1 protein-coding gene (cut by a window edge) is annotated in these 24,851 nt (G+C 53.0%); it reads left to right on the top strand.

The features are described 5' to 3' along the window. On the top strand, positions 1 to 24,851 hold the 3' portion of the coding sequence (locus tag P6910_RS09255; RefSeq protein WP_317145984.1) for a TcdA/TcdB catalytic glycosyltransferase domain-containing protein. The gene continues 3,694 nt to the left of window position 1, outside the view; the window shows 24,851 of its 28,545 coding nt (coding positions 3,695-28,545); the start codon falls outside the window, past its left edge; its stop codon occupies positions 24,849 to 24,851.

The raw sequence follows: 24,851 nt of genomic DNA, 5'->3' as shown, positions 1-24,851 counted from the left end.
AGGAGGCCAAAAATTACTATCGCAGGGAACTGGGGTTACGTGGTCATCTGTCTGCAGCCTGTACACTGGTGAAAACCAGGGTGATTCGCGCTCTCGGTGGCGTTTATTCTGAAACATCCCTTTCACCTGCCATTAACGAGGATCTTTTCAGGGATATTGATTATTCAGGCGTCAGCAAAACAGATCGGAGCAGGGTGAAGAGGGTACAGATACAGCTTGTCATCCAACAGCTGGGCAAAGAATTCCTTCCTGATGACCAGGATCCGGCTATAGAAAAGAAGATTTCAGACGATCTCGCCTGGTTCGGTGAAAAATACTCCAGATTGAAAAAGGATATTAAGCGACGGCTGGCGAACTCTGATCCCTCGCAACTATTTGCGCCCCTGGGAGATGTTAAAGTCATTCCCAGTGAGATCTACCTGCCATCGAAAGCAGTCCCCAGTTCATTCTTCGCGGCATTACCGGGCAGCCCGACCATGCAAATGGTCCAAAACCGCCTTTTAACCGCTTATCAGACGATTGACCACTATCAGTTGTCCGGCGTGACGGATTGGAAAACGACCCAGGATAAAAAAACGTTTATCAGCAAAAAAAAGGAGGGTTCCCCGTATTTGGCTTTTTATCGACTTGGGGGTATGGAGCTTACACATAGCTATCGAATACTGAGCAGTAATGAAGCACTGGTAAAGAGCAATAGTAAAATGGGGTGGACTGGAAGCCACAGAAATTCGCTGGATGTTCTTCGATTGTCTGCCAGAGAACACTTTACGCTTTCCAGCGAAGGGCTGGCTGCCTGGGACCACGAAATCGAAATCGCAATCGACACCGATCCACAGAGCAGAAGTCAATACAGCCGACAATTGGTTATCCAGATGGAGCCTGGTGATGATAGCCCGATTGCAAGGGCCAGCCGCTACCTGTTTAGTAGATACAATAATCGTCAGGCAGCAGGCAGTTATCATTCAACCCGTTGGCTGGTCGCTGCTAACAATGATTGGTCAGATGGAGAGACAGGCGCAAAGGTCAACAAGGTTGATATTGGCAAATTTCTGGACAGTGAAAGCCGAATTCATGTAGTAGGTCTGGGTGACTCCGGGAGCGGGAAATTTACCCTGAGCGGCCAAACCGCGTTAGAACTGTCAAAAAAAATCAATGAACTGACCGCTGATACCCCGGTTAAAACCATTAACCTGGTTGGCTCAGGCATTGACGACAATGGGCTTGTCAGCGACTACCTGAAAGAAACCCTGAAAACAACAAAAACCTCGGCAGTGACTGCCCGTAACGGTCTTTTGAGAGTCGATATCTGGGGCCGCCTGTGGGTTGGCCTGGTCTCTGACACAGATCCGGTCACCTGGTCACTGGCCGACAGCTCTGACAAGCTGAAAGCGCATCGTAAGAGTGACGGTGGAATCACCGTCGAACGCTGGTCTGAAAAAGAGACATTGGCTGAAGGTGCCATCGGACTTCGGAAGCTGTCCTCTGTGTTATCACAGGAGAGCGGTTTGCTTAGCCCCGTCAATCCCGATGACTTAGTGCCGACTCTGGCGATGTTCGAGCGCCGTTTGAAGCCGGGTTTGCTGAGTGTTCTCAAATCCAGTGATTTGGAATCGCTGGAGAAAAAAATCGCACGATTTGACGAACTTCGCCAGGCAGAAAGTGGAAGTGCCCTTGAAAAATACATGCTTGTCTATCGCATGCAGAGCACCCTGCCCAGAATTCTGAGTGGGGAATCAGCGGCCTCCCATCTGGCCTCAGCAACAAACCAGTATCTGCTGGATGCTTTGGTGGAGGTTCCCAGGCAGCTCAACTTTATCTGGATTGGTCGTCTCAACGAAGGGGTTAAAGCCTATCTCAAGGTCTGGGTCAAGATGATTCCCTCCTGGTCGCAAACGCTCTGGTACGATCCACAAGCGTTTCTGGCGCCTGTGCTTGCCCGGGAAATACAAAGGACGGTTGCGGCTGAGAAAGTACCTGAATTATTGAAAGGTGAACGAGCCAAAGATGATTTTTTAACACGTTTGTATCATCTACAAGACCAAGCCTACAGCACTATAAAAAAAGGCATCGCCCGGGGCAAAACCTTTGACGACATGGCCAAGATATTTTTAGTCAACCACTTGGGTATGGATCGAGGAGAATTAGCACAAATACAAAGGCAAACTCTGAGTGAATTCACGGATTTCGCCAAAGAGCTAACCGGGCTCCGGGGCAACGCCGGATCCGGGGGATTCACGCTGGCAGATATCAATCAACTCTGGCAGTCAGGCAAAGGAGCCAGCACGAAAGTGTGGTACGTGAAAGAACTTGCGCTGAGGAAGGTTTTCGCTGCTGCAGCTGATTTGGCAAGAGTGGTTATTCTTGAGGAAACGGGAGGTGTCTATTTAGATGTCGACACACTGCCTTCTTTTAATGAGAACTTGTTTAAACACATTAAAATCCCGGAGGAGATTTCATCTGCAGGAAAACAGGGTTATTTGATTAACTATATGATTATGGAATTTTTGGGTGAGCCAGGGCCGGAACAACTGTTTGTTAACAGAAGGCCTGACCCGGAAATACTGAATCAATTAAACATGCTAAAGGAAAAATACCCTGCTTTTTTTCAGGCGGTTAGAGAAACCATCGTTAATCATAACAAAGAGCCTCTTTTTATTTTTCCAGACTCAATCAAGGTTATTCCTGACTCACTAGAAATAGCGTTAGAGTTTAAAGCAATAGTCCATCCCAACAACAACTTTATGATCGCACCGCAAGACAGCCAAGTTCTTGGGGTAGTTAAGCAAGAAATGATAAGGCGTCAGCAGTTGATTGAGCATCTGAATATAGATGATCCAGTAAAATTTGCTGATTCCGATAGCGATGAAATGAGACAAACAATTGCCGAAGAATTCGGAATCAGTAGAAGTGCCACCGATAGGTTAGTTAAGTATCGGAGTGATGGAATACTTTATGGATCTGGATCGACGTTGCAGCTATCCGGGCCAGGTTTGATTGTTAATATTATCAAGAAATGTCTCACTTATTTTCTTGCAGAAGATAAACATTTGGGTCAGAAATCAAATTCCTATTTCACCCAAATTAACCCACTGGCAAGGATTGATTTGGTGGGTTTTGATACCGATGAAGCGTCCAGCAGCTGGGTCACTTCTGCTGATAAAACCCAACGTTATACCCTGATCGCTGAGGGGGACAGCCAATATGTAAACCAGATCATTCTCCAGCTGGGTAACAGCGACAATGAAGCCAAGGCCAGCTCATACCTGAGAGATAAATACCTGCCCGATTTCAGCCGTCTTATACGACTGGAGCCTGATGGCACCCTGGTTGATCCGAAGACAGGTCACGCCATTGAACCCGGGATATTGCAAGTCGGTTTTCTTACAGACGACACACGTATTATTGTTGTTGGTCATGGTACTAAGCTTCAGGATAAAAAGACCGGTTTCAGCAAGTTTCTTCACAAGGCCGGTTCCGACAAGTTTCTTCTGGGCGGGAAGACAGCCAGGCAACTGGCGGAAGTGCTTGGGCGCATAACCGGCGAGCGGTTTGTCAAAACCGTCAGCCTGGTGGGTTGTGGTGCGGATGCCAGCGGGGAGCATTACCCTGTGGAACAATTCGCCAGGAAACTGTTTGCTGAAATCCGAACACGACGAATCACTGTCCGTAACACTCTGGTGGCGGTGGATGATCTTGGGCGCAAATGGACCGGCACCCTGCCCGCTGAAGGTGATGTGCTGTGGTCACAGTCAGACCATCGGGTCAAACTGGTGCTCGAGAAAGACAAACAGGGTCAGTTAATGGCTCGCCAGCTCCCGGTTGCAGAAGGGCTGGTGAAAAAACTCCGGAATTTGCCCGCGTTGCCCCCCGGCAGGGATTATGCCTATCTGGGCAAGAATGACCGTCATTTCAATCAGGCCAGAGACTTACTGCTTACTACCATTATCGAATACAACGGAGGACAGCAAAACAATGGAGGACAAAACAATGGAGGACAGTCACTCTTTCGCCTGATTGAGGATTACAACCTTCGGCTGCAACAAGTCACCCGTGATCACTTTTCCCCTTACCGGTTGATGCCGTTGCCGGTTGCCGATGCCGAACTGCCTTTTGCGCAGGCAGGGGCACCAAGAAAGCTGCACCTGAGCGCCTTTGTCCGCGTAGATTCAATCGGTGACCCGTTTTCCGGTGTTGGCTTGCTGGCCTATGGTAATCCTTTTGCGCAGGAGAATTTTTTTCGGACCCAGCAAGCGGGATATCTGCTGGCCCGGCAAGTCGCAAGCCCACCATCCGATGCCATAACAACACTGTTTACCCGCCTGCTGCTTGGGTCTTTGCAGGACATTGTCGCACCCGGTGGCCATGACATAGATCCGTTCCGGGTCTCCAGCCCTGATCTGCTGGTTTCGGTATTGGGAAAAGATGACCTGTTTGCTCTCTATGCCCAAGAGCTACGAAATGGCTTTTCCGAATTGGCCAGGCAGTACGTCAAGACTCTGAGAAAGTTATCGGGTGACTTTCTGGCGGAAAAACCAGCGGAAAAAAAAGCACCGAGACTGAACGCCTGGAAAAGGCGTGAACAGAGAAAGTTGTTTCAAAAAAGCCTTTCGCTTGGGGTTAAAAAAAGGCTGATGCGCCAACCGGATGGTACGGTCAGTTTCACTGACCCTGTGTCTCTGTTTGATAGAGCGGCTTTTGAGGGAGACACACCCGGCAAATACCTGCCTGTTGTCACCAGCCCTTCGGGCGAAGCTTATGCTCTGGTGAGCGTGCCAGAGATTAACAGCGCGTTTTTTCCGGATAATCTGCGCGATATCCTGTTTATGCTTCAGTCCTCAGGTCCGCTGGGGCAGCGTAATGCCCAGACGCTGATCAAGACGATTGAGTCAGCCTATTCCCATCGCTCACCCTCCCTGGCAGAACAGTGGCTCGATGAAAAAATGGCCCGACTGCCGCTGGCTGATGTGGTCACACTGGCCAATGAAATCGATCACTTCGACACCGAGCACAGAGCAGCCCAGAGCCTGATGCGAAAACTCTTGTCGCGTCTGGTGGCCAGCGTAGTCACCACTCTGGAAAACGGCGACAAACCCAATCGCCAGCAGAAGCTCCTGATTACGGAGTTGTCCAACCGACTTCCTGACGACGACAGCGGCTTCAGGGTCCTGCTTCCGGAAAACCGTGAACACCGGGCTTATCTGGACCCTTCCCTGCCCCTCGATGAAGATCACCATTCTTCCTCACGGACATTTCTGGGGGCTCATTCGCCCTTTTCTATCTCTGCCATTGATCATAATGCCTATCGCTTCCAGCTGCGTGAGCTGGAGCAACTGTATGGACTGCCAAAAGAGCTGGAGGGTGTGCTTCGCTATATCAACAAACCGAATGTATTTATCGATAGCCTTCTGTCCTGGCGCAAATGGCAGACAGAGAATGGTTTGGAGACGATCACGCCACTCGTTGATATCCGGCTGGAGCCCTACCTTTTGATCCCGGACAGTCAGGTGGTTATCCGGCGGTGGGAAAAAAATGAGCCTGCTGTCATCCAGGTCGGACTGTCGAGTGAACGACCAAGATCGTCTGACTCCCCCCTCGCCCGGGTAATGACTCAATCCTACGGACTGGCTCTGCTCCTGCAACTGCAAGCAAAGCAGGCGCCCCATTTTGTTATCACCAGGGCTATGGAAATATGGGAAACGGATTATCCTCGTTCTCCTGCTGGCCGTTACGGTTTTAGCAACGGTCTGAAACTGCGGCGACTGCCCACCGACAGTGATCCCGTTTATCAGGTGCTGGTCGCTAACAGCAATGACCATGATCTTAAGTTTGCCCGGGGCACTGTGGATGATTGCCATAGGGCATTAGCGGTATTGTTCAGGGAAGAACGTCTTGCCCGTTCGGTCAGAGCCGTTATTAACTACCTCAAAATAAAGCCGGAGAGCTCTGTCGATGCCTTTGTGCAGGGCCTGGTAAAGATCCACACAGATTACTGGCAACAGATGCAGGATTCGTCCCTGCGTTCTGCGCTGGAGTTGCAGAGCGCAGATTACCGGATGTTGAAAACACGAATTTCCAGCTCCTGTTTGCCCACCGAAGACAAGGGCAGGTTATTGTCAGATTTGGGTTCTATGCAAAACCCTCCAGACACAGGTCCGAACACTGGCAGAAGTTCTTCTTACTTCCATGGTCAGGCAATCAAAGCGGGCAGTCCCGGCATCCTCAGAGAAGTGCCACTGGCTTTCTATGGCGACGAAGGTGCACGGTCGCAAATCGCAATTTTGTTCTCTGCCCAATATATCAGGGATATTCTGAAAAACGATGCGCCTTCAAATGAGATGCATTCAGTACAGGATAGGATTATCAGAACGCTTCGAATATTCAAAAGAACCTTTAAATACGAGGATTTTTCCAAAACACTCAAGAAAATACGGAGCCAGACCTTCGGAAACCTCAAGACTCTGGTGAATCAGGGTGTTATTGATGGTCCTGCCGGCAGAGGCTCCGAGCGGGTCAAAATACCTGACTCTGTCCGACTATTACTGGTCATCACTCCTCCCGGTTCATTGGGTATCACTCAGCCGGAACCGGTTCTGGTGGGTAATGCGGGTTGTGTCCTGAAAATTGATCCGAGCCAGTATGTCACCGAAGGCAAAATGCGGGTTGAACAATATCACATTTTATCAAGCCTGATAGCCCGGTATATTGTTGCCGCAAATCGGTTGGAAGGCATCGACAGCAATTCTGAAACCCTTCGAAAAAACATTCTGCATGAAATTGGCATTGACGACATTGCGATATTACAAAGGGATGCAAAAGTTCCTATCCGTAAAGACACTCGCGGAGGACGGATCGGTCTTGAAATAGAGTTTGATCGCACAACCGTAGCTATTGAATCGAGACAACCACTTGCGTTTACTGAATATATCTCCAGCAAGCTTTTGAACCCTGTCTACCCTGATCTGGTTGTATCCAGCGAAGAAAGTGGCGATCGCTCTATCATTGAAATCATTACCGGACCCAAACCTCTCTCGGATTACATGGATGCATCTTCTGCTGTATTTCGTGCCACCAATATGTTGGCCGATATTTTAGCCAATTTACCTGAGAGTGGTTATACCGTAGACGACATCACTCAAGAGTTTAATGCCAAGCTACTTGGCAATAATCCCACTGATGATTTAGAAAAATACCGGTTAGGCACTAATGACAGGGTGAATCCTGAAGTCTCATTGCCCGCTGAGCTGAAAGGAAAGCCATTACCTTATCATGTTCAGGTCAATATCGGGGTCGATCTCAGGGGGATTGGGGATATAACATCCTATGTTGCCACTCTTATTGTCCCAAGGAGAAGTGATTTATTAAGGCGAGTTTTTGAGTTGAGCCAATATCAGGCCTCTGTCATTTCAGAAAGACTGGGTCTGAATTCTGACTTGCTGAACTCCATGTTTACCACTCATTTATTCAGCCAGGCATTAGACAGTTCGACCAAAAAATTTGACAGAGATAAAGAGGGTCTTAAAGACTCACCGGTCACTCAACTTGAAGGATTATTAAGGCTGGGTACCGCCGATTTTTTAATGACGGTTATCTCTGACCTGGATGCAGAGCAACTTAAGTCAGCCATCCGGGATTACAGCTGGCAAGCCTTTGCTTCGTTGATGCAGGCAACGGTGGATAACCTGGCCGAAGCGGGATCTCTGGCTGAAGGAACTGGCAGGCAGTGGATTGCGCCCGAAAAACCACTGCAAGCCCGATTAAAATCGCTGTTTATCGACACCCTGGATTACCGTATCAAATATGGGAGGATGCCCTTACCCCCTTCTGAAACACGTTTTATCCAATTACCACAAGGCAAAGACCAAGAGACGACTGTTGATGTTGGTAGCACAAGCGCCTCAAGACAACCTGTCACTCGTTATGACAGTGGCAACGGGGAAATCCGTTACCTTGGCACCGTGGAGGTTCGTGAACCCTGGCCTGCACTTAAAAAAATGGGTTTTGAACCTCCCGGGACTGCCACGGCTACGGTAATAAAGTCCGTTCAAAATCCAGAGTTACTGGGGGCGGACCCGGACGTTGACGGGATCTTTTTCAGAAGAGCCCAATCCCTGCTCACCACTGACATCCCATCCAGACATTACCGGGACTGGATCAAGCAATCCATCCTCAATCGGCTGGGTCAACTGGATCGGGCAAAGCTTGAGCATGTAACCCGCTCTTTCTTTGACTATCAGGAGGCGGTGAGGGACAGGTTCGGACAGGACACACTGGGTCGGTTGCTGCTGACGGCCAATCTCAGGTCAATGACCGGCGGACGATCAGGGTCATCCTGGGACACCCTGGCGCAGTTGCAAAAAATGGTGTCTGTGGATTTTAACCTTCAGCGGGTGACCAGCTGGGATCACCAGCTGCCTGCCACAACCACTGACAGTGAAGCCCTGCTTGTCGCCCGCTGGCAGGAGCTGGCAAGGTTCAATCTGCCCGCCACTGTCTACAGACTTCTGGACTTGTTTTCCGGGCACCAAGATTTTATTAAAGCGGTGCTTGAGTCGGGAAAGGCAGTGTCCGGGAACGGAATGTCACTGGGTCGTTTGTGTCGTGAAATAATCATTACCCTTAACTCCGAAAGCTACCTGTATCAGAGTCACCTCGATAGCCATCCACTGTCCCTGACGGTGGGAATAAAAGACACTGCTTTTGATAACCGTGGGGCTATCGCTACAGGAAAGCTGTTCGCAACGGCCCTGCTAAACCATCCCAACGTAGTGGCTCTCGGCCAGACTCAAACGGAGTTGCGGGCGATCTGGGGATTATCAGCAATCACCACTGGCCGTAGCTATGGCCTGAACACAGAACTGGTACTGGCTAGTGTTCCAGACCAGAAAGACGCGCTGTACACACGGTTTGTGGATGGCATCAGCCGCACCGATCACAACTGGCAGTTTGCTTTCGGGTCAGTCGGGGATTTTGCCCGGGTTCTGTACTTTCTGTCCGCCCGGCATGATCAGGGCAGGCTGAAACAGGCTGTTGAACGGGTTCTTAGCTACCATCGCCAGCACCCCAAAGTATCCCTGGATACGTTTGCCTCGGCCCTGGTGAAAACACACCGGAATCTGCCCGATGAACGGGCGGGTCTGGTTCTGCGTGAGGCTATCGGGAAAGAGGGATGCACTTATCTGCAACAGGCCCTGACGAAGAAAAAAGCATCCGTAGTGGCCGGGCTCAATACAATGATATGGGTCAGGGACATTGACCAGTTTTACAGTAACCGTCATCTCTACAAAGGCCTTAATGACATCGAGATTAACAAGGTAACATGGGTAGATGTGACCCCTGCTTACTTCCGTTATGGTGGCACAGAGCATCTTTTATTAATCGACAGTCTTCAGGACTTCCTGGCGACACCTCTGGGCAAAGATTACCTGAAGAGATACAAAAACGATCCCGTAGCTTTTCAGACCCTGATGATTGACGCACCGGAAGCCGGTTCTGGAAAGCAGCAAATCGTTGTTTCATTATCACGTACCGGCAAAAGAGTGGTGATTAATCCCGATGCCGATGCCATTCAAAAAACCCGTTTGTCCAACTTGATTCCAGTATTTACGGCCCTGGTTCAATCCGGCTACGTGCTGACGGGTAGCAGTCAACCGGACCCCCTGGATGTTGAAGAAATTGAAAAAAGGGTTCGCCAGCAAATGGGACTGGCGCCCCTGGTGCAACTTGCCAACATAGAGAATCTAACTCCAAAAGAGGACAGTGCATCTGACAGGATCGTCCTTGAAAAAACCTACACCATTGACAAACCAGCCATACCGGAGGGCCTGCTGGCCAGAAGCCCGACAGTCGTCAATGGTTCACCTTTATTCACCCTTAAATGGCTGGGTGCCGACAGTCAACCGGGCCTGCAACTGATAACAGCCCCGCTTTCCCTGGATGAGCTGAGCAGGCACCAGCCTCTGCTGGATGCCGCTTTTCAGGCACTGGATAAAACGATCTCGACCCTGTCTGGCCCGGTTAAAAACCGGGATTTGGTCTGGACCTTTCACGAGCAGCTTGCCAACACGGAGCCAGTAAAAAAAGACAACGCACTGGGCCGGTTAATCTTTGAAAAAATAACTTACACGGTCCACAGGCCCACCGGATCGCACATCCTGACGTATCAAAGCCCGATAAAAATCGGTGACACACCTTTGACCACCCTGAAATGGCTTGGTCCCGGACTCTACCCGGGTTTGCAACTGGTAACGCCGCCCCTTTCCCTGAGTCATCAGACCGCCAACAAGGATAAGTTGGAAGCCGCTTTTTACGCAGTGGACAAAATTATCTCGACGCAGCCTCAACCGCTCAATGCCCGACTTTTCCACGCAGCCTTTGACGTGTATTTCAAGCACCGGCAGCCCCCTTTTGTTGAAGACCCGAAGACAATCTGGCAGACAAAAATCACCGGCAAGGCAGACACCGGAATCATCCTGAGGCTTGCCTCCGGGAACCTGGATAAGACGTTGACCCCTGCCCTGCTTGCTGTCACTGACAGCCCTGAGAGGGAGCGGCTGCTGACCAGCCTGCAGGCCGCCACCCGGTTCGTGAACGCTGTTGCCCCGGCTTCCGGCGGTAACGAGGTAAATGCCCAGTTAAGGTCGCTGTTTACCCTGTTGTTGTTCCGACTGTCGAGTGACGACCTGCCCGGGAAAGCCCTGTTTCCGGGGGTAAGGCTGGCAGACTATATCCACACCTACCTTTCCAACAGTGCCGTGACCACACTCAGTCACTACATCAACCGTGTTGGCCTGCAAAAAGTCACTGACAATCTGGTCACTGACCTTGCACAACAGGCAGCCCGTACCCCGGACCCGCAAGCGGGTGACAGGATCAAGGACCTGCTGGGGACAGCCCTGGATTACCGCCTTGCCAACGGGGTCGGACTCTTGCCCGACACGCTGCCCGACACCTACTCACTGCCCCTGGCGGATGACGGAAAATACCGGGAACTCTGGACCGGGCTGATGTCAGAGCACGGCACCACGCGGCGGGTCTCCAGAGACACCGATGGCCATTATCTGCTGGACGCCGCCCTGTCGCTCGAAAGCAGCAGTGTGGAGCAGCTGTCTCAGTCCGATAAGCTGACGGGGCCTCTCAAACTGGCGTTAAAACCGGACTCGCTGGGACGCGATCAGGAGGTGACCCGTGTCTTTCTTAAAATGGCAATGTCCGGAGTCGATACCGCTAACTGGCCATGGTTTTCAAGACGCTTCTCCTCATTGCCGGAATTGCGGCGTTTCTCCGTGGTGGCAGCACTGGATCAATATCGTTCGAGCCATCCGGAGGCCGATGTCAGGCGGCTGGCCCGTGCCTTTACCAAAACCCAGCTCGGCGTTATCAATGAGCAGTTCATTCAGGGTGATAATCCCGAGACACCGGCGATGTTTCGCATCAAGAGTCTGGAATCGCTCTCAGGCGAGAGCACGCTGACAACCGAAGATGGCAGCAAGGTCCATTTTCATGCTGGCTCTCTGTTGCCGGTAACCCACAAAAAGGCCCCATCACCCGATCCGCAACTGATGCTGCTGAGGGGGTCACACAGTGACCGGTTTCCCGGGTCGTTTCTGGATACACGCCACAGCAGCAGACTGTACCGGCAAGCCTTTCGGCACGACCAGCTGGCACCCAGCCGTTTCCGGGATGATATCGAGCGGCTGATTAAGATTTTCAGTCGCCTGGGACCGGAAAGCTTTCGCCAGCGATTGCAACAGCGGCAGCCGCTTGACCTGAGTGCGGGGCGGCCTGTCCACTGGCGGTTAAACCCCCATATTTTCGCGCAGACATCCTGGTTGCGGGTCACGGATACGGCGGTCATCATTGAGCTTGGAATGAAGGAAAACCCCAGGCTGACCCTCTGGTCCTTTGACACAGTCGTCGACCGCTTCTACGCCCTGGCTCTGGCCAAGAGTGTGGAGGCTGTTGATGCCGCCCTGTTCCAGTCTGGCTGGCCAAAGGAGGCCGGGCGACTGGCGCAACTGGGCGACGCCATTGGTTTTGACGCTGCCCAACAATGGGTCTCCCTGCCTGCGCTGAACCAGGCCAATACCCTCTATACCCTTCTGGCAGACAACAACCGGGAAGCCATTGAACGTCAGTTTGGCCCCATTGGCTCACCCGCCAGTGAGAAAGACTTCAAGCAGGCGGTGATGTGGCTGTTCACCCGCAAGTCTGAATTACTCACATTGAGCTTTGACAGGGTCTGCGACTACATTCAGACGCACCGGGATGACCCGGATATTGAAACCTTTGCCAGGGCACTGTTCGAGTTTGACCAGAAGCTGTCGACTGATGACAGGTACCTGTTCAGGGGGATGCTCACCCAGCAGCAGGTCGAATGGCTGAGCGACGTTTTGGCCTATCAGGACCCTAACCAGCGGGAACTGATTAACTTTATAAGCACACTTAAAATAACGCTCAGCTCACAAGCCCCGGTAACCGATGCAGCCGGGTTTGGTCCATCGACCTACCGGCTGGTTCACTCTGAAAGCGGGCTGAAGGTTGTCGTCATCAAAGGCCCGGATGCGTCAGGCCAGAAACGCTGCCGACGTGGGGTCGGCGGGTGCGGTACTCGCCTGCTACTAGCGGGAAATCTGGCGGATCGCCCCCTTTTGGACATCGACAAAAAGGACATCAGTAACACCGATACCGGCAAACCTTATTACCCAGTTGAGTTCCTTACCTACCAAGGCAAGCTGCACAGGGTGCTTAGCCGTTCAGATAGCGATATCACAGCCACCCCTCTGGGCGATGAAGTTTCGCTCCATGACAGTATCCACGATAGCGACGGTTCCCGATTTGAGCGTGTCATTCCGGCCACGGGGGTCACTACCACGTCCGTGGCAGTCAGGCGTTCCAGCGGCGAGATTTTCCAGCTGAGTTCAAAAGATGACGATCACTACCGCGCAATCCGCCTGCAAACCGAAGACAGGCTGTTAGCCGCCTACGACAGCAGCGGGAAAACCTTGATCCCGGTACTGGAAAAAAACGACCATGGACAGACAGTTTATGGCTTGAAACTGGACAACGCAGCGTCAGATACAAACGGGCTGTTCAAACTCAACCCGGCGGAACCGCTGGAAGATCAGCTGGCCGCCGCTCGCCGGGAAAATCACCGGCTGTCAGCCGACAGTTCCGAGCTACGGACGCTGACGGGCACGGATGACAGGATAGCCGTGATCCTAACTGCTGACTATCGCCCCGGTCAGTCACTGGCGAATCAGGCCGAACGGCTGCTGTCGGAACTGAGAGTCTTTATTGCCAGCTCCGCAGGGCAGCGTCTGGTCAACGCCCTGGGGTTTCCCGACAGCTTCATCAAACCTGCCAGTATGACTGAGCTGGACACTAAGCTGCTGTCCGGTATGAAGCCCCCCGACCCTCTGAGGCTGGTGATCCGACTCGACAAACAGGCTCTCGCTGACCGGGTGATACCCTATCGCCCCGGGGGCAGCGGGGACACAAGTGGCAACCGGCTCGTGGTGCTGCAGGTTGACCCGGCGGTACTGGACGGGCAACGCCATTCCACCAGTCATTACCTGGGGGCACTGGCCTCTGTCCTGAAGGATTTCTGTCGGGCAGCACTGGCCAGTACTGACCAGGCGAACTCACCAGCCATCGCCATGACCTGGTTGCAGGGGAAAAAAATCACCGGTACCCGGACGCTGCTGCAACTGGAAAACCAGCTTCGGAAACAGTTCGACCTGCTGACCGTCCAGACCAAAGCCTCTGCCCCCGCGCCTGTTCAGGTGGTCACTGCAGCAGGCGGGATAACGACCGTGAAAACCGGCCAGCAGGTCCGGATTGCCTATAAAGCCATTGCCGAGCCGCTGTCCGGATTTGACCAGCTGGTAGGGGACAGGGAAACCCGTCTGCTGTTTCAGCGGGTTCAGTATTTTTGCAACCAACGGGTTGACCAGTTACCCGACGCTGGTCGTTCGAGACTGGGAAACCTCCGCTCACTGTTGACCCAGGTGGCCTGGAGTGGGCTGGTCAGCGGGGGTATGGTGACTTCGCAGCTTGCACTTCTGGCTGATCCGGCGGATGTGGTCATGGCCATACTCGACGCTAAGGAACTGAAAGCACTGGCCGGAATCGACGATCTTGCCGGGCACCTTGAAGGTGTGCTGAGCGATGCCCTGAAAGACCGACGGGGCAGCACCCTCACGGCGACCAAACGACAGTCGTTGTTGACCTGGTTAAGTCGCGCAGAGACGACACTGGCGGACGCACTGGCGGTGCGCAATCAATGGACCGGCCCCGGACAGCTTCCCCTCGGTGAGGATTCCTACGACAATGTGCCGGTCACTGTCGGGAGCCGGAAAACCCTTGCCCTGACCAGCACCGGGCGGCAAAAGGTAAGCCAACTGGGTGACCAGCATCTCATTGCCATTGAAAGCCGGAACGGCCCCTTGTCCGCTCCGGCAGGGGATGAACTGACCGGTTTGCTGGCGCTGTTGAGGCAAGAGTCGCCTGACAGGCAGGCTGTGGCTGCTTTGCGGACTCAGCTTCCGTGGGTCCCTGAGGCTGCTGACCCGGACTATTACCGGGGTGCGATCGAGCGGACACTGTCGCCTTTGTCCCGACCCCAGGCCGACAACCTGGACGATACCCTTGTTGATGTGTTTAAAAAGTCATCCCTGACCGGCGCTGAGCCGCTACTGGCGGAGTATTTTTTTAACAGGCGGCTTAAGGATCTGGAAACCACAGACCCGGCCGGGTTGCGGGCGGACGCCTTGAGGGCCAATAAATGGCTTGATCTCCTGCAAAAAAATCCGCCACTGCCTCCGGGCCCTGGCAGGGAGGCCCCGGCTTTCACCCTCGATACCGGGCTGGGCCGTCACCAGGCCGAGGTTCAGACCACCGACGGACAAAAGACGTTCACGTTGGGTCGCCGGGATGACCTGGCCTTTTCCGACCAGGGACCCGGCTACGCCCTGATCCGCAGCGAAGATGACCGTATGCGGGTCTTTCGTCTCCTGCTTCCCGATGACTGGCCAGACCAACGTTTGCAGATCAGTCTGGTTGTCGATATGGAACCCTATCGCAAGCTGCAACGGGAGGGCAGTATTGGCAGTCACCAGTTACAGAACGACATTCAGCTCATTGCCCGGGGGATGGGTGAGTCACGTCTATCGAACCTTCTTCAGGCGCTGGTGCAACCCGTCAGGGACGCGGGCATTCCCGATGCTGACACTTATGAAGTGAGAATCAGCCCCAAACCTGTCTGGCCGTTAGTAGACAGCCGTGTCAGGGTGAGTGAGGAAAGCAGTCACCACGCCCTGTTACTGCTGGGCACGAAGGACAGGAACAAGCCGTTCATTTTCCGGGAAACCCTGGTGAGTCTGGTCGGTGCCAGCCTGTTGAAGGCTCTTGAGGGCGGTGGTGAGTCACTGTCAGCATTGCGCCAGCGGGTGCGGCAGCAGTTCGGGATCAACACCGGGACAGTGCCTGACGGTGAGCCGCGCCCCCTGGGACTGAGCCGTCAATACGAACTGACTCTGGCGGCTGATAATCCCAAAGGCACAAGCCTCTATCGGCAACTGGTCGAAGGCCATCATAACCTGCTGCTGGCTGAGGGCAATACTGAGGCCGATTTCCGCCGGGCTTTGCAGTATTTAGCGCTCTATAACAGCGCCAGGATTCAGGAAATAACGGAACTCCTTTCAAAGGATGAAGGTAAGATCAGTGACAGTGACAGAGATCTTTTCAACAGGGCCATCAATAACAAACGTCCCGCGGTTCCCGTAGCGTTAAATCGGCGCTTCGATAATTCAATCACCCAATACAAACCCCTGCCCTCCGGCTCAGAGCAGGTCAACGTGGATTACCGGGCCTTCTGGAGTATCGGTTCCGGCCTGGAATCTTTGCTCGACTCCAAACTGCTTGCGTTAAGTCGGGCAGCGGTGGAAAACCTCCTGTCACAACGGAAAAAGGCCATTGACAAACACTACGGGCTAAGGCCCGTTATCAGTGATTACCTGAAGTCGCTGCTGGTTCACATTATCTACCAGAAAATGGATCAGGTCTTGGGGAGCAATGGTCGGCCAGCCAGCCAGATACACCTGGGAGTCACCGATGCGGTAACGGCCATATTGCCTGACAGCGATATCGATGCCATCAGAAATCTGACTTTGCTTCCGGGTGGAGGGCTGGAATCGGAGCCATCCATGGCCGCCTCATTGGAAAAAGCCTGCACTTATGTCGCCCGGGGGCTGGGCTGGAAGAGTTTTGACACGGGTCTGCTGGCCAATATGAATCGGGATGTGCACACCTTATTCGATGAGGCAGTAGGGCTGCGAAAGAGCGTCAAAAAGCCCTTCCAGCTGCCTCTTAACCAACAGCAGGACGCCGAAAGTAAAGAGCCAACGTTTGTGCAGGCTTTACCTGGACAGGATAAGACCATTGAAACCATCGCCAGCAGCCCTCGTCATGTGGTCATGGCAGACGGTGACAGACGTTATCTGAAAATAACCCCGGCGGGCCCGGGCAATCCTTTCCCGCTGATGTCACCCCAGTCACAGGAAGGCCTGAAGAAGCTGTTACGCCAGCCTCTTGAGCCGGGTGAAAACCTTTCGAGTACAAAGGCTTATCTGTCACAGCTGGCGCGCCATTATGATTCCTTCACTGAACTTAAGGACATTAACACGGCCGCCCAAATCAATGCCGTTATTGAAAAGATGGACACTGCCACCCGGCAGCGGTTTGCAGGGGAATTCCTGCAATATACCCGGCAGTCAGCCATCCCGGCAGGTCTGGCCGAAACCATCGCCGGGAAGTTACTTGTGGCAGAGGTTACCGCGCTGGGTTCCCTGCCTGAAAGGATTTCCACCGGGCTTTATCAGCGACTCAACGGGCTCCTGAACCTGGCCGGGAAACAGGAATTTTCACTGACCTCCGGCGACCTGACGATTCGGGTGCTGACCGACCCCTCAATCACCGCCGATGCCTCCTACCTGATGCCCGGGCAACGCACACTGGTGCTGGGCAATGGCGACGCTGCCAGTCCGCTGACCGCCGCGGCAGCGCTGGCTTTGCTGCAGGCATGGGAAGCACAGGAGCCGGGGAAACAGAAAAAAACATTCCTGGCCCTGCAACAGAAGCGGATCAGACTACCCAAGGGTATAGACAGCCTGTCGCCAGAGTCGCTGGTCAGCGAGTTCGTTGTTAAGGAAGGCAAGCTGACGCTCTCCGGTCTGCTGGAACGTCTGACCAGCTTTATCGGGCTGGCGGACAGGCTGAAGCGGGAGGGTTCCTCAGAAGCCCACATTCTGGCCAGGGAGATTCGCCAGAACGTGGCCGACAGCGTTGCCGCACTCAGGAGCGGCATCGAGTTTGGCCAGATGGCGGACATCGTTGATATGACCGACCGTCATTTCCGGGAGGCCCTGCAGGGACTGGACAAGGCCGATTTGCCAACCGGACAGGCAACAAGGCTGCCTGATGCAGACTGCGTGCTGTGCAACGGCCCCGGACCGGCCAAGACCCTGATAGCCCTGATGGACCGGGTCGGCAGTCACCTGGATGCCATTGAGGTCAGTGATCGCTTCATCAATATCAGGCAGACTGCCGGTGACAAGGGGTTGCTGGCAGACGCCTTCCTGTTGGTGGAACAGGAACGTTTTGCGGCGGTGACCACCGAGGACATTCTCGACAATCCGCGGTTCCGAAAGAATCTTCTTGATCTGTTACGGCAAGCGCTGGCGGAACAGCAGGGACTGAAGCCAGAGCAAGTCATTGACCGCGTGGTCACTTTGCTCAATGACTCGGGCTACAGTGCCGACGACACCCGCTACGTCAAGGAACAGCTGCTTGCAAGCCCGGAATTCATGGAGCGCCTTGAGTCCCAAAAAAGCCACACCGGCGGGGACAACCCTCAGCCTGGTGGCCCGGGTGACACCAAGCCAGGAGGCCGGTCGACAAAGCCGCAAGGGAAATTCATGCGCACCCTCGACAAGCTGGATCAGAATAAAAAACTCACCAGGGCCAGGGTGGGTTTCGGCGCAGCGAATGCCGCTGCTGGCTTAGCCATGTCCACGATGACACTGATCAACCTGGAAAAGTACGGACACGCGATGCCTGCCGAAGCCAGGAACATGGCCTATGCGGGAGCGAGCCTGAATATAATTGGCTCAACCTATGGCCTGGCCATGAGCGGCAACTGGTTGCTGAGCAAAACCCTTGTCAAGACGAAAAATCCGGCAGGGGCCATTGGCGTCGCCCTCAAGCTTGGCCCAAAAGCATCGCGAATGGTAGCCAGGGCTTTACCGCTTATAGGCAATGTTGTTTCTATTGTTGCTGGCAGTGTTTCACTGGCCGGTAATGCCACAAACGCCGTGGCGGCGAGCGAGGCTGGCAACCACAAGCAGGCGACCATTTTTGGTGCAATGATGGCCCTGGATTTGATTACGATTGGCCTTGATATTCTCAGTGCAGCACTGGACATCATCTGTTCACCGCTGGGTTTGATTGTGGACCTGGTCAGCACGCTGTTGGGTTTCGTGCAGACTGCCCTGGCGGTACTGATGCCGCCACCTAACGCCCGGCAGGATTTCGAGGCTTTATTGGAGAGCGATGGATTCAGGAAATACGTTAACGAGAAGGTGGATCACTACGAGAAAGGGGGCTACAGGCAGCTTGTGCTCCACCTGGATGCCAGCGTTTTTCTTGATCAGGATAAATATGAGGATAATCTCGAGACATTGAAGAAGTCCATTACCCGGTCTCTGGATGGCAAAAGAGACAAAGGTCTTGCCCTTGAAGATGTGCTCAACGCAAAGCGGGTAGCGAGAGGAACACCCTTGACGGACTTCATGTTCGGCAAGAAAGGCTACAAGATATTTTATGGTTTGGGTGGCAATGACACCCTGATCGCTGAGAAGGGAGAGCTCCATGGCGGAGCAGATCATGACCGGTTGATCCTTGAAAAAGGTAAAGCATATGGGGGCAAAGGCAACGATATTATCCGGATCAAAAAGTCAGGGAAGGCATTTGGAGGCCCTGGTAATGACCAGATCTGGATCGACGAGTCAGGTACTGCCTATGGCGGCGATGGTAATGACATCCTCCATCTGCAATATCGCGGGAAAGGCTTCGGCGGACCGGGTAATGACACCCTCCTGGACGGCGCCTTCCAGTCCGGCGGCGCTGATAATGACAGACTCATAGATGGCCTTGGCGATATCGAACAGGATGGCGGTAAAGGAAACGACTTGCTTCAACCGGGTTTAGGCGTAGGGAACATTAGAGGGGGGCATGGCAAAGATACCCTGGTTTTGCCGGAAGAAATCAAGTTTCCTTACTACAGACACAACAACTTCTCGCAAAAGGTTAAGGATTACTATTACCTTCGCAAGACAAAATCCCGCGCATTTTTTGAGGTTAACTTAGAAAAAGGACGCTGGAGCAACCATTTTGCTAAATACCTGCAAGACTACAACCTCAGGCGCTTTACGCCAGACGGCAATGAAGCAGGGGGAATAACTCTTTTTCGACTCTTTGGCGTAACAGAACGCACTTTCAGATATTCCTCAGTCAAATCCTCAGTCACATCCTCACCCGACGGGGATCTGAACCCAAAGAAATTATACATTGCCCCGCTATCAGAGATAAAAGCTGACTACTCGCGTAAAAAGGAAGACAAAGCGTTGATATCTGAACATTTCTTGATGGGGTATGACAAAAAGCACACAGGAGTTAGACGGATTACTGATAAGTATCTCCACGGGACCTTCTTTTACGCTGGGGAAATCTTTTTTAGATTCGCCCATCAGTGGCAAGAAAAAACACAAAGAGGTCATGTCTATTTTTCGAATTATGGCATCTACCTGAAATCAAACCGGGATTTGTATTACTTCCGCAAGAAGGGATTGATAGAGCGCAGCAAAAGAGACAACCCCAACGAGCCCACCGTATTTTACGCAACCCTGTGTCAGCTACTGGAAACCGGGGGGACAATTACCGGTATTGAAAATGTAGTGGGTTCGAAGCAGGGTCTGATAGTGAGGGGAACAGACGAGCCCAACAAAATCTATTTAAAGGATGGTAAGAATAAGGTTCACACTCTGGGCGGGAATGACACTGTCAATGTCGGCAGTGGCACTAACCTGATATATCTTGGGCCGGGTAATGACCTGGCGTTGTTAGGTGATGGCACGAACGAGGTGTATGGCGGTCCTGACAGGGACACCGTTTCTTACCGTCTCAGAACAAAGGGTATTAAACTGGACCTTACCCACCGGAACCCGTCTAAGGAAAAGACCGGAGAGCAGCTGGAACAGGTAGAGATCATTCAGGACTCTCCTGGCAATGACCGAATCCGGGGAGACCACAGTAATACCCTGTTCGTTATCACCAATGGCACCGATATCGTCGATGTCCGGGGCGGGAACGACACGGTGGTCGCCAGCGGCGGAGACACCTTTATCCGGTTGCGCAGCGGCTTTAACAGGGTAGTACTGGGTAAGGGCTGGCACGATGTCTATCCGGGCACTCATTCGGACACAATCTGGCTGCGTCCCGGCAGCGATCTGGGCCATCTCAGAATCCACACTCATAAACGACAGGCACCTCCTACAGGAAAATGGCCGGTTCTGGTCATCCGTTGGGAAATAGCCGGTAGCTCTTGCAACCACCCTCAGAAAGCCAGTTTGACGATCAATCCCTTTGACGAGAGCCTGAACCTGCTTTTTGACGCTCAAATGCCTGATCAGAATGCGGCTTTTGTCTTTCACACCCCTGATTTAAGGGACTTCAACACGGTTCAGGTCAATACCTGTATTTACTGGGAGGAAGTAGCGAACAACAACCCTTCCCAGTCAATGACCGAGGCCCTGACAACCCTGAGGAACACCACTCTCTCGATAAGTGCTAACTCAGGCGGCAGAACATGCCGGATCACACGGGTAGTGGATGACTATGCCTTTACCAAAGAGCAGATGCTGGCATTTTTAAATCGCTACCCTGAAAAACCTTTGGGTGGATTCCCCCGGGATCAATGGCGTCAAGAGTCTGAACTGGATAGCCTTGCCAATGAGGGAAAAACCCTGGGCGCTGGCCAGCACCGGATTGGCAACCAGGAAAGCAGCAACATCACGATGGTGATAGAGCTTCGTTACAGCTATTCCAAATGCCCTCAGCACAGTACAGTGTTGCGGAAGCTGACCCTGAAGCTGGACCAGCAGCAGCTGCTCTCTGAAGGCACAGCCCCCGTCATTGATGGGCTTGAATACCCCCCCTTCTCTATAAAACAAGAACACACACTGACTTTAAAATTGGTTAAGACCGATAAATACGGTCGCAAACAGGAACACGGCCGCCACAGGCTATCAGAATTAAAACCAGCGTCGAAACAGTGGGCTGAAATGTTCCCCGGTCAGCTAATGGCGAAAACCCTGAGCATGCTGGAGATAGATTATACCTTTGACGACATACCTTTTCCTTTTGCATGCCGGAAGTCTGAACCATACAGAATCTCTTTGACCATGCCGACTGTTCACCTTGACCTGTCTTCAGATTCACACGCTGGCATTCCCATCATTATTGGCAGCCCGGGCAATGACCAGCTGACGGGCAACCCGTCCACGGATAACGTCTTGCTGGGCATGGGAGGCAGTGACAGGCTGAAAGATATGGGCGGCAATAACCTGTTCATTGTCGGCATGGGCGATACCACCGTTATGGCTGCCGAGGAGGGACACAACCAGCTAATACACGACAAGCGTGGCATCGTTTATGGTGCCCGGCTCCTGTGGAAACACATCAGTGGTCTCGGCCTCAAGGTCGCCTCAGCCTATCAACTGGATGGCATGACCGTCAATGTGACAGAGGGCATCATAAAGACCCGATGGCAAAATACTGACTCGACGGACAGCTGGCGCTATCACCAGACAGTATTCAATGCTATCGACAAGATTGTCGGGACCAAGGGAAATGACATCTACTTTGGCAGCAATGGTACGGATATTTTCAGCACCGGGGGTGGCCTGGACGAAGTAAACATGGGAGACGGAAACGACCGGGTCATCATTGACGCCCCCTGGCAGAAGGGCACCTCTCTGGACGGAGGTAGCGGTGCCAATACACTGGTCTTTGATTTGCCCATTCGTCGTGATGTGACGGTCGACCTGAAGGAGGGTTTAACGGTCGATAACTTTATCCTGGAAGACACCGGGAAGGGCAACATAAGATTTTCCGGCGATGATAAAGATAACGTTTATGTGTCCAGAGGTTCCCTGCGCAGTTTTAATGGCCGGGGGGGGAATGACTACCTTTTTCTTCTGAAGCTGCCGCCCTATATCCATTTTAACGGTGGTCCGGGCAGGGACACACTGGACTTAAGCCAGGCAGCCCTTACCCCGGAATTTGTCCGGCTCAAACTGTCTGTGCAAACAAAACCAGTGACTCTTTCCTGTCCTGTAACCGATTCGCAACCCTGCTCTGCGGAAACAAACATCGAAAGTCGTCTGTTCCTTACGTTGAGGTTACCCGGATCGCAGGTCACCTATCAAACATGGGATTCCACTGTCAGAAATTTTGAGATTTTCAATGGCCCGAAAACCGACGATATTTTCGAAATCCCGGCCCTCGCTGGCCTCGTTGTCGATGGAAACGCTGGTGATGACACTTTCATCATTTTCTCTACCCACATCAAGGGCAACAGTTCAATCACCACCACCATAGGAGGAACGGGATACAACAGACATTATGGCAGCCGGGAAGCTGACCGGATGGTGGCCAACCTGGGGCCTGACCTGCTTGCTGGCGACCTGGGCCGGGATATCTACGTGATCCACTCGCAGGCCAATGGCACCCAAATCATAGACCGGGATAATGGGAATTCCCTGATATTGCACGAGGTACAACAGGAAAAGCTGGACTGGCGGCTGACCGAAAATTATACCCGCCTGGAAGTGCACAACGATGGACAAATATTTTTCAGCATCGATTTACGGCACGTTCCCCATTGTGTACGCAAAGACGGCAGTCTAGTCACCGGGCACTTTATCGACAGTCTGGAGCAGCATATCCGGCACCTGACAACGGTTGATCCGGTCAGCAACGAAGCCAGAGTACTGACCGGCAAAAACCTTCGGAATTACTATCACTACAAGCTGACAGTTGACAATCGGCTGGACAGCACTTATCGGCTTGACAATGTCACGGCACCGGTGCATGGCGGACCGGGTGATGACGTGTTCTTCATCTCGGGTACTGTCAAACCGGAGGCCGGGCTGTTCGGCGATTCGGGCAATGATATTTTCCACCTCAAAAGCAGCGGTGCCAGTGTCCACCCCGGTCCCGGCAATAACCTTGTCAGTCTGGAGCTGGAAAATGCAGAGAAAAATGGCTCGGTAAAGCTGTTCTTTGCTCCTTCTTCGTTTAACCGGGTTCGTATGGAGGGTGTCAGCCTTACGGATTTGCAGGCAGCAAGCTGGCGTTCGCTGGATCTGCGCAATGCCACTGACAGCAGTGACCAGGACCAGCCTCCTTGTCCAGCCGGTTTGTCACGCCTGATGCCGCCTCCGGTCACCGGCGGCCGTTTTTTTCTGGCAGCCTGGATTCGCCGGGGCTTGCCCCTCGGCCGGGGAACGGGGGCCGGGAGTACGCTGGTTCATTTTGCTGATGCTGACGGCTCTGATGCCATCAGCCTGAGCCTGAAAGCCGATGGGCTGGAAATCAGGCTAACGGAGGGTGTCAGGGTCTTTCACAGAAGGGTCAGGCCATTTTTCACCTCCTCCCGTCAACACCTGGCCATGACAATAGATGACAGTGGGTTTCTAACCATCTACCGGGATGGCCGGATTACCTTGGAAGCGCAGGCCTTCAGGCCACGCAGAAAAATCCGGACGCTGAACTGTTATGCTGTTGAGAAACCGGTCATCAGTCAGCAACTCCCGTCGCCTGACGGCATAAAAATGATGACATCCGATGATGTCAAAGCTCTGGTGAGGATAGGCACTTTGCGGGACCCTCACTGCGTCTATGCCAATAATTGGCCAGACAGCCTGGAGCTGGATGACGGGATTCTGGATGACAAGCAATTCATCGGTCAACGGCTGGGGTCTGGCTATTCACTGTTGCAGAAAAAAATCCCCGGACATCAATACCCGATAGATGAAGAGAGCGCCACTTACTACTTTGCTGGCGATGACTTCTCTAACTCTGACCAATGGGTTCTGGCAAACGCCACGGGCACGGCTGACCAGCTCGAAATTAATACCCATGACTGCCAGACGTTGCGCTATGAAAAGTCGGACGAGGATCTTATCCTGACTGTCCTGCCGAATAATAACCTGCTGAAAAACAGTGAAAATAGCACCAGCCCGATCAATGCCACCCAGAGCCTTTGGGTGCAAGATTTTTTCAGCAAGGAAGGTGAGACCATTGAGCGCCTGATCGTCAATAACAAGGTGCTCAGCAGGAGCGAGGTGCTTGCGAAAGTAGCTGCGAAAGTGGACGCCCCACAGTCAAATGACAGACGCTCACTGAATGAGAGCATCCCGGAGGATGCATTGGCCGCTCAGGGTGGAGGCAACGGAACCCTGTCCTTTTTGAACAGGATCATTCGCCGGGGGCAACAGCTGGTGAAATACCTGGGCAGTCTGGCCGTAGGTGAGAAAGACGACGTTGGAGCGGGTGAAGCGGACAGTGAACAGCCCGTGGTGGCAAGCCTGAATGACACAGAACTGAACCAACACTACCAGCGCCTAGTTCAGGAGATCAATGCCACGATGGGCAATCGCAGTGGTGAGAGCCCGTCGTATGTGCCGACGGCAAGTGGCAGAACAATTCAGAACCTGACGACGCCTGTAATATAA

It is taken from the genome of Endozoicomonas sp. 8E (genome assembly GCF_032883915.1).
In the GTDB taxonomy this organism is placed as follows: domain Bacteria; phylum Pseudomonadota; class Gammaproteobacteria; order Pseudomonadales; family Endozoicomonadaceae; genus Endozoicomonas_A.
The sequence above is the reverse complement of the archived record's forward strand: the minus strand, read 5'-3'. Positions and strand labels throughout refer to the sequence as shown.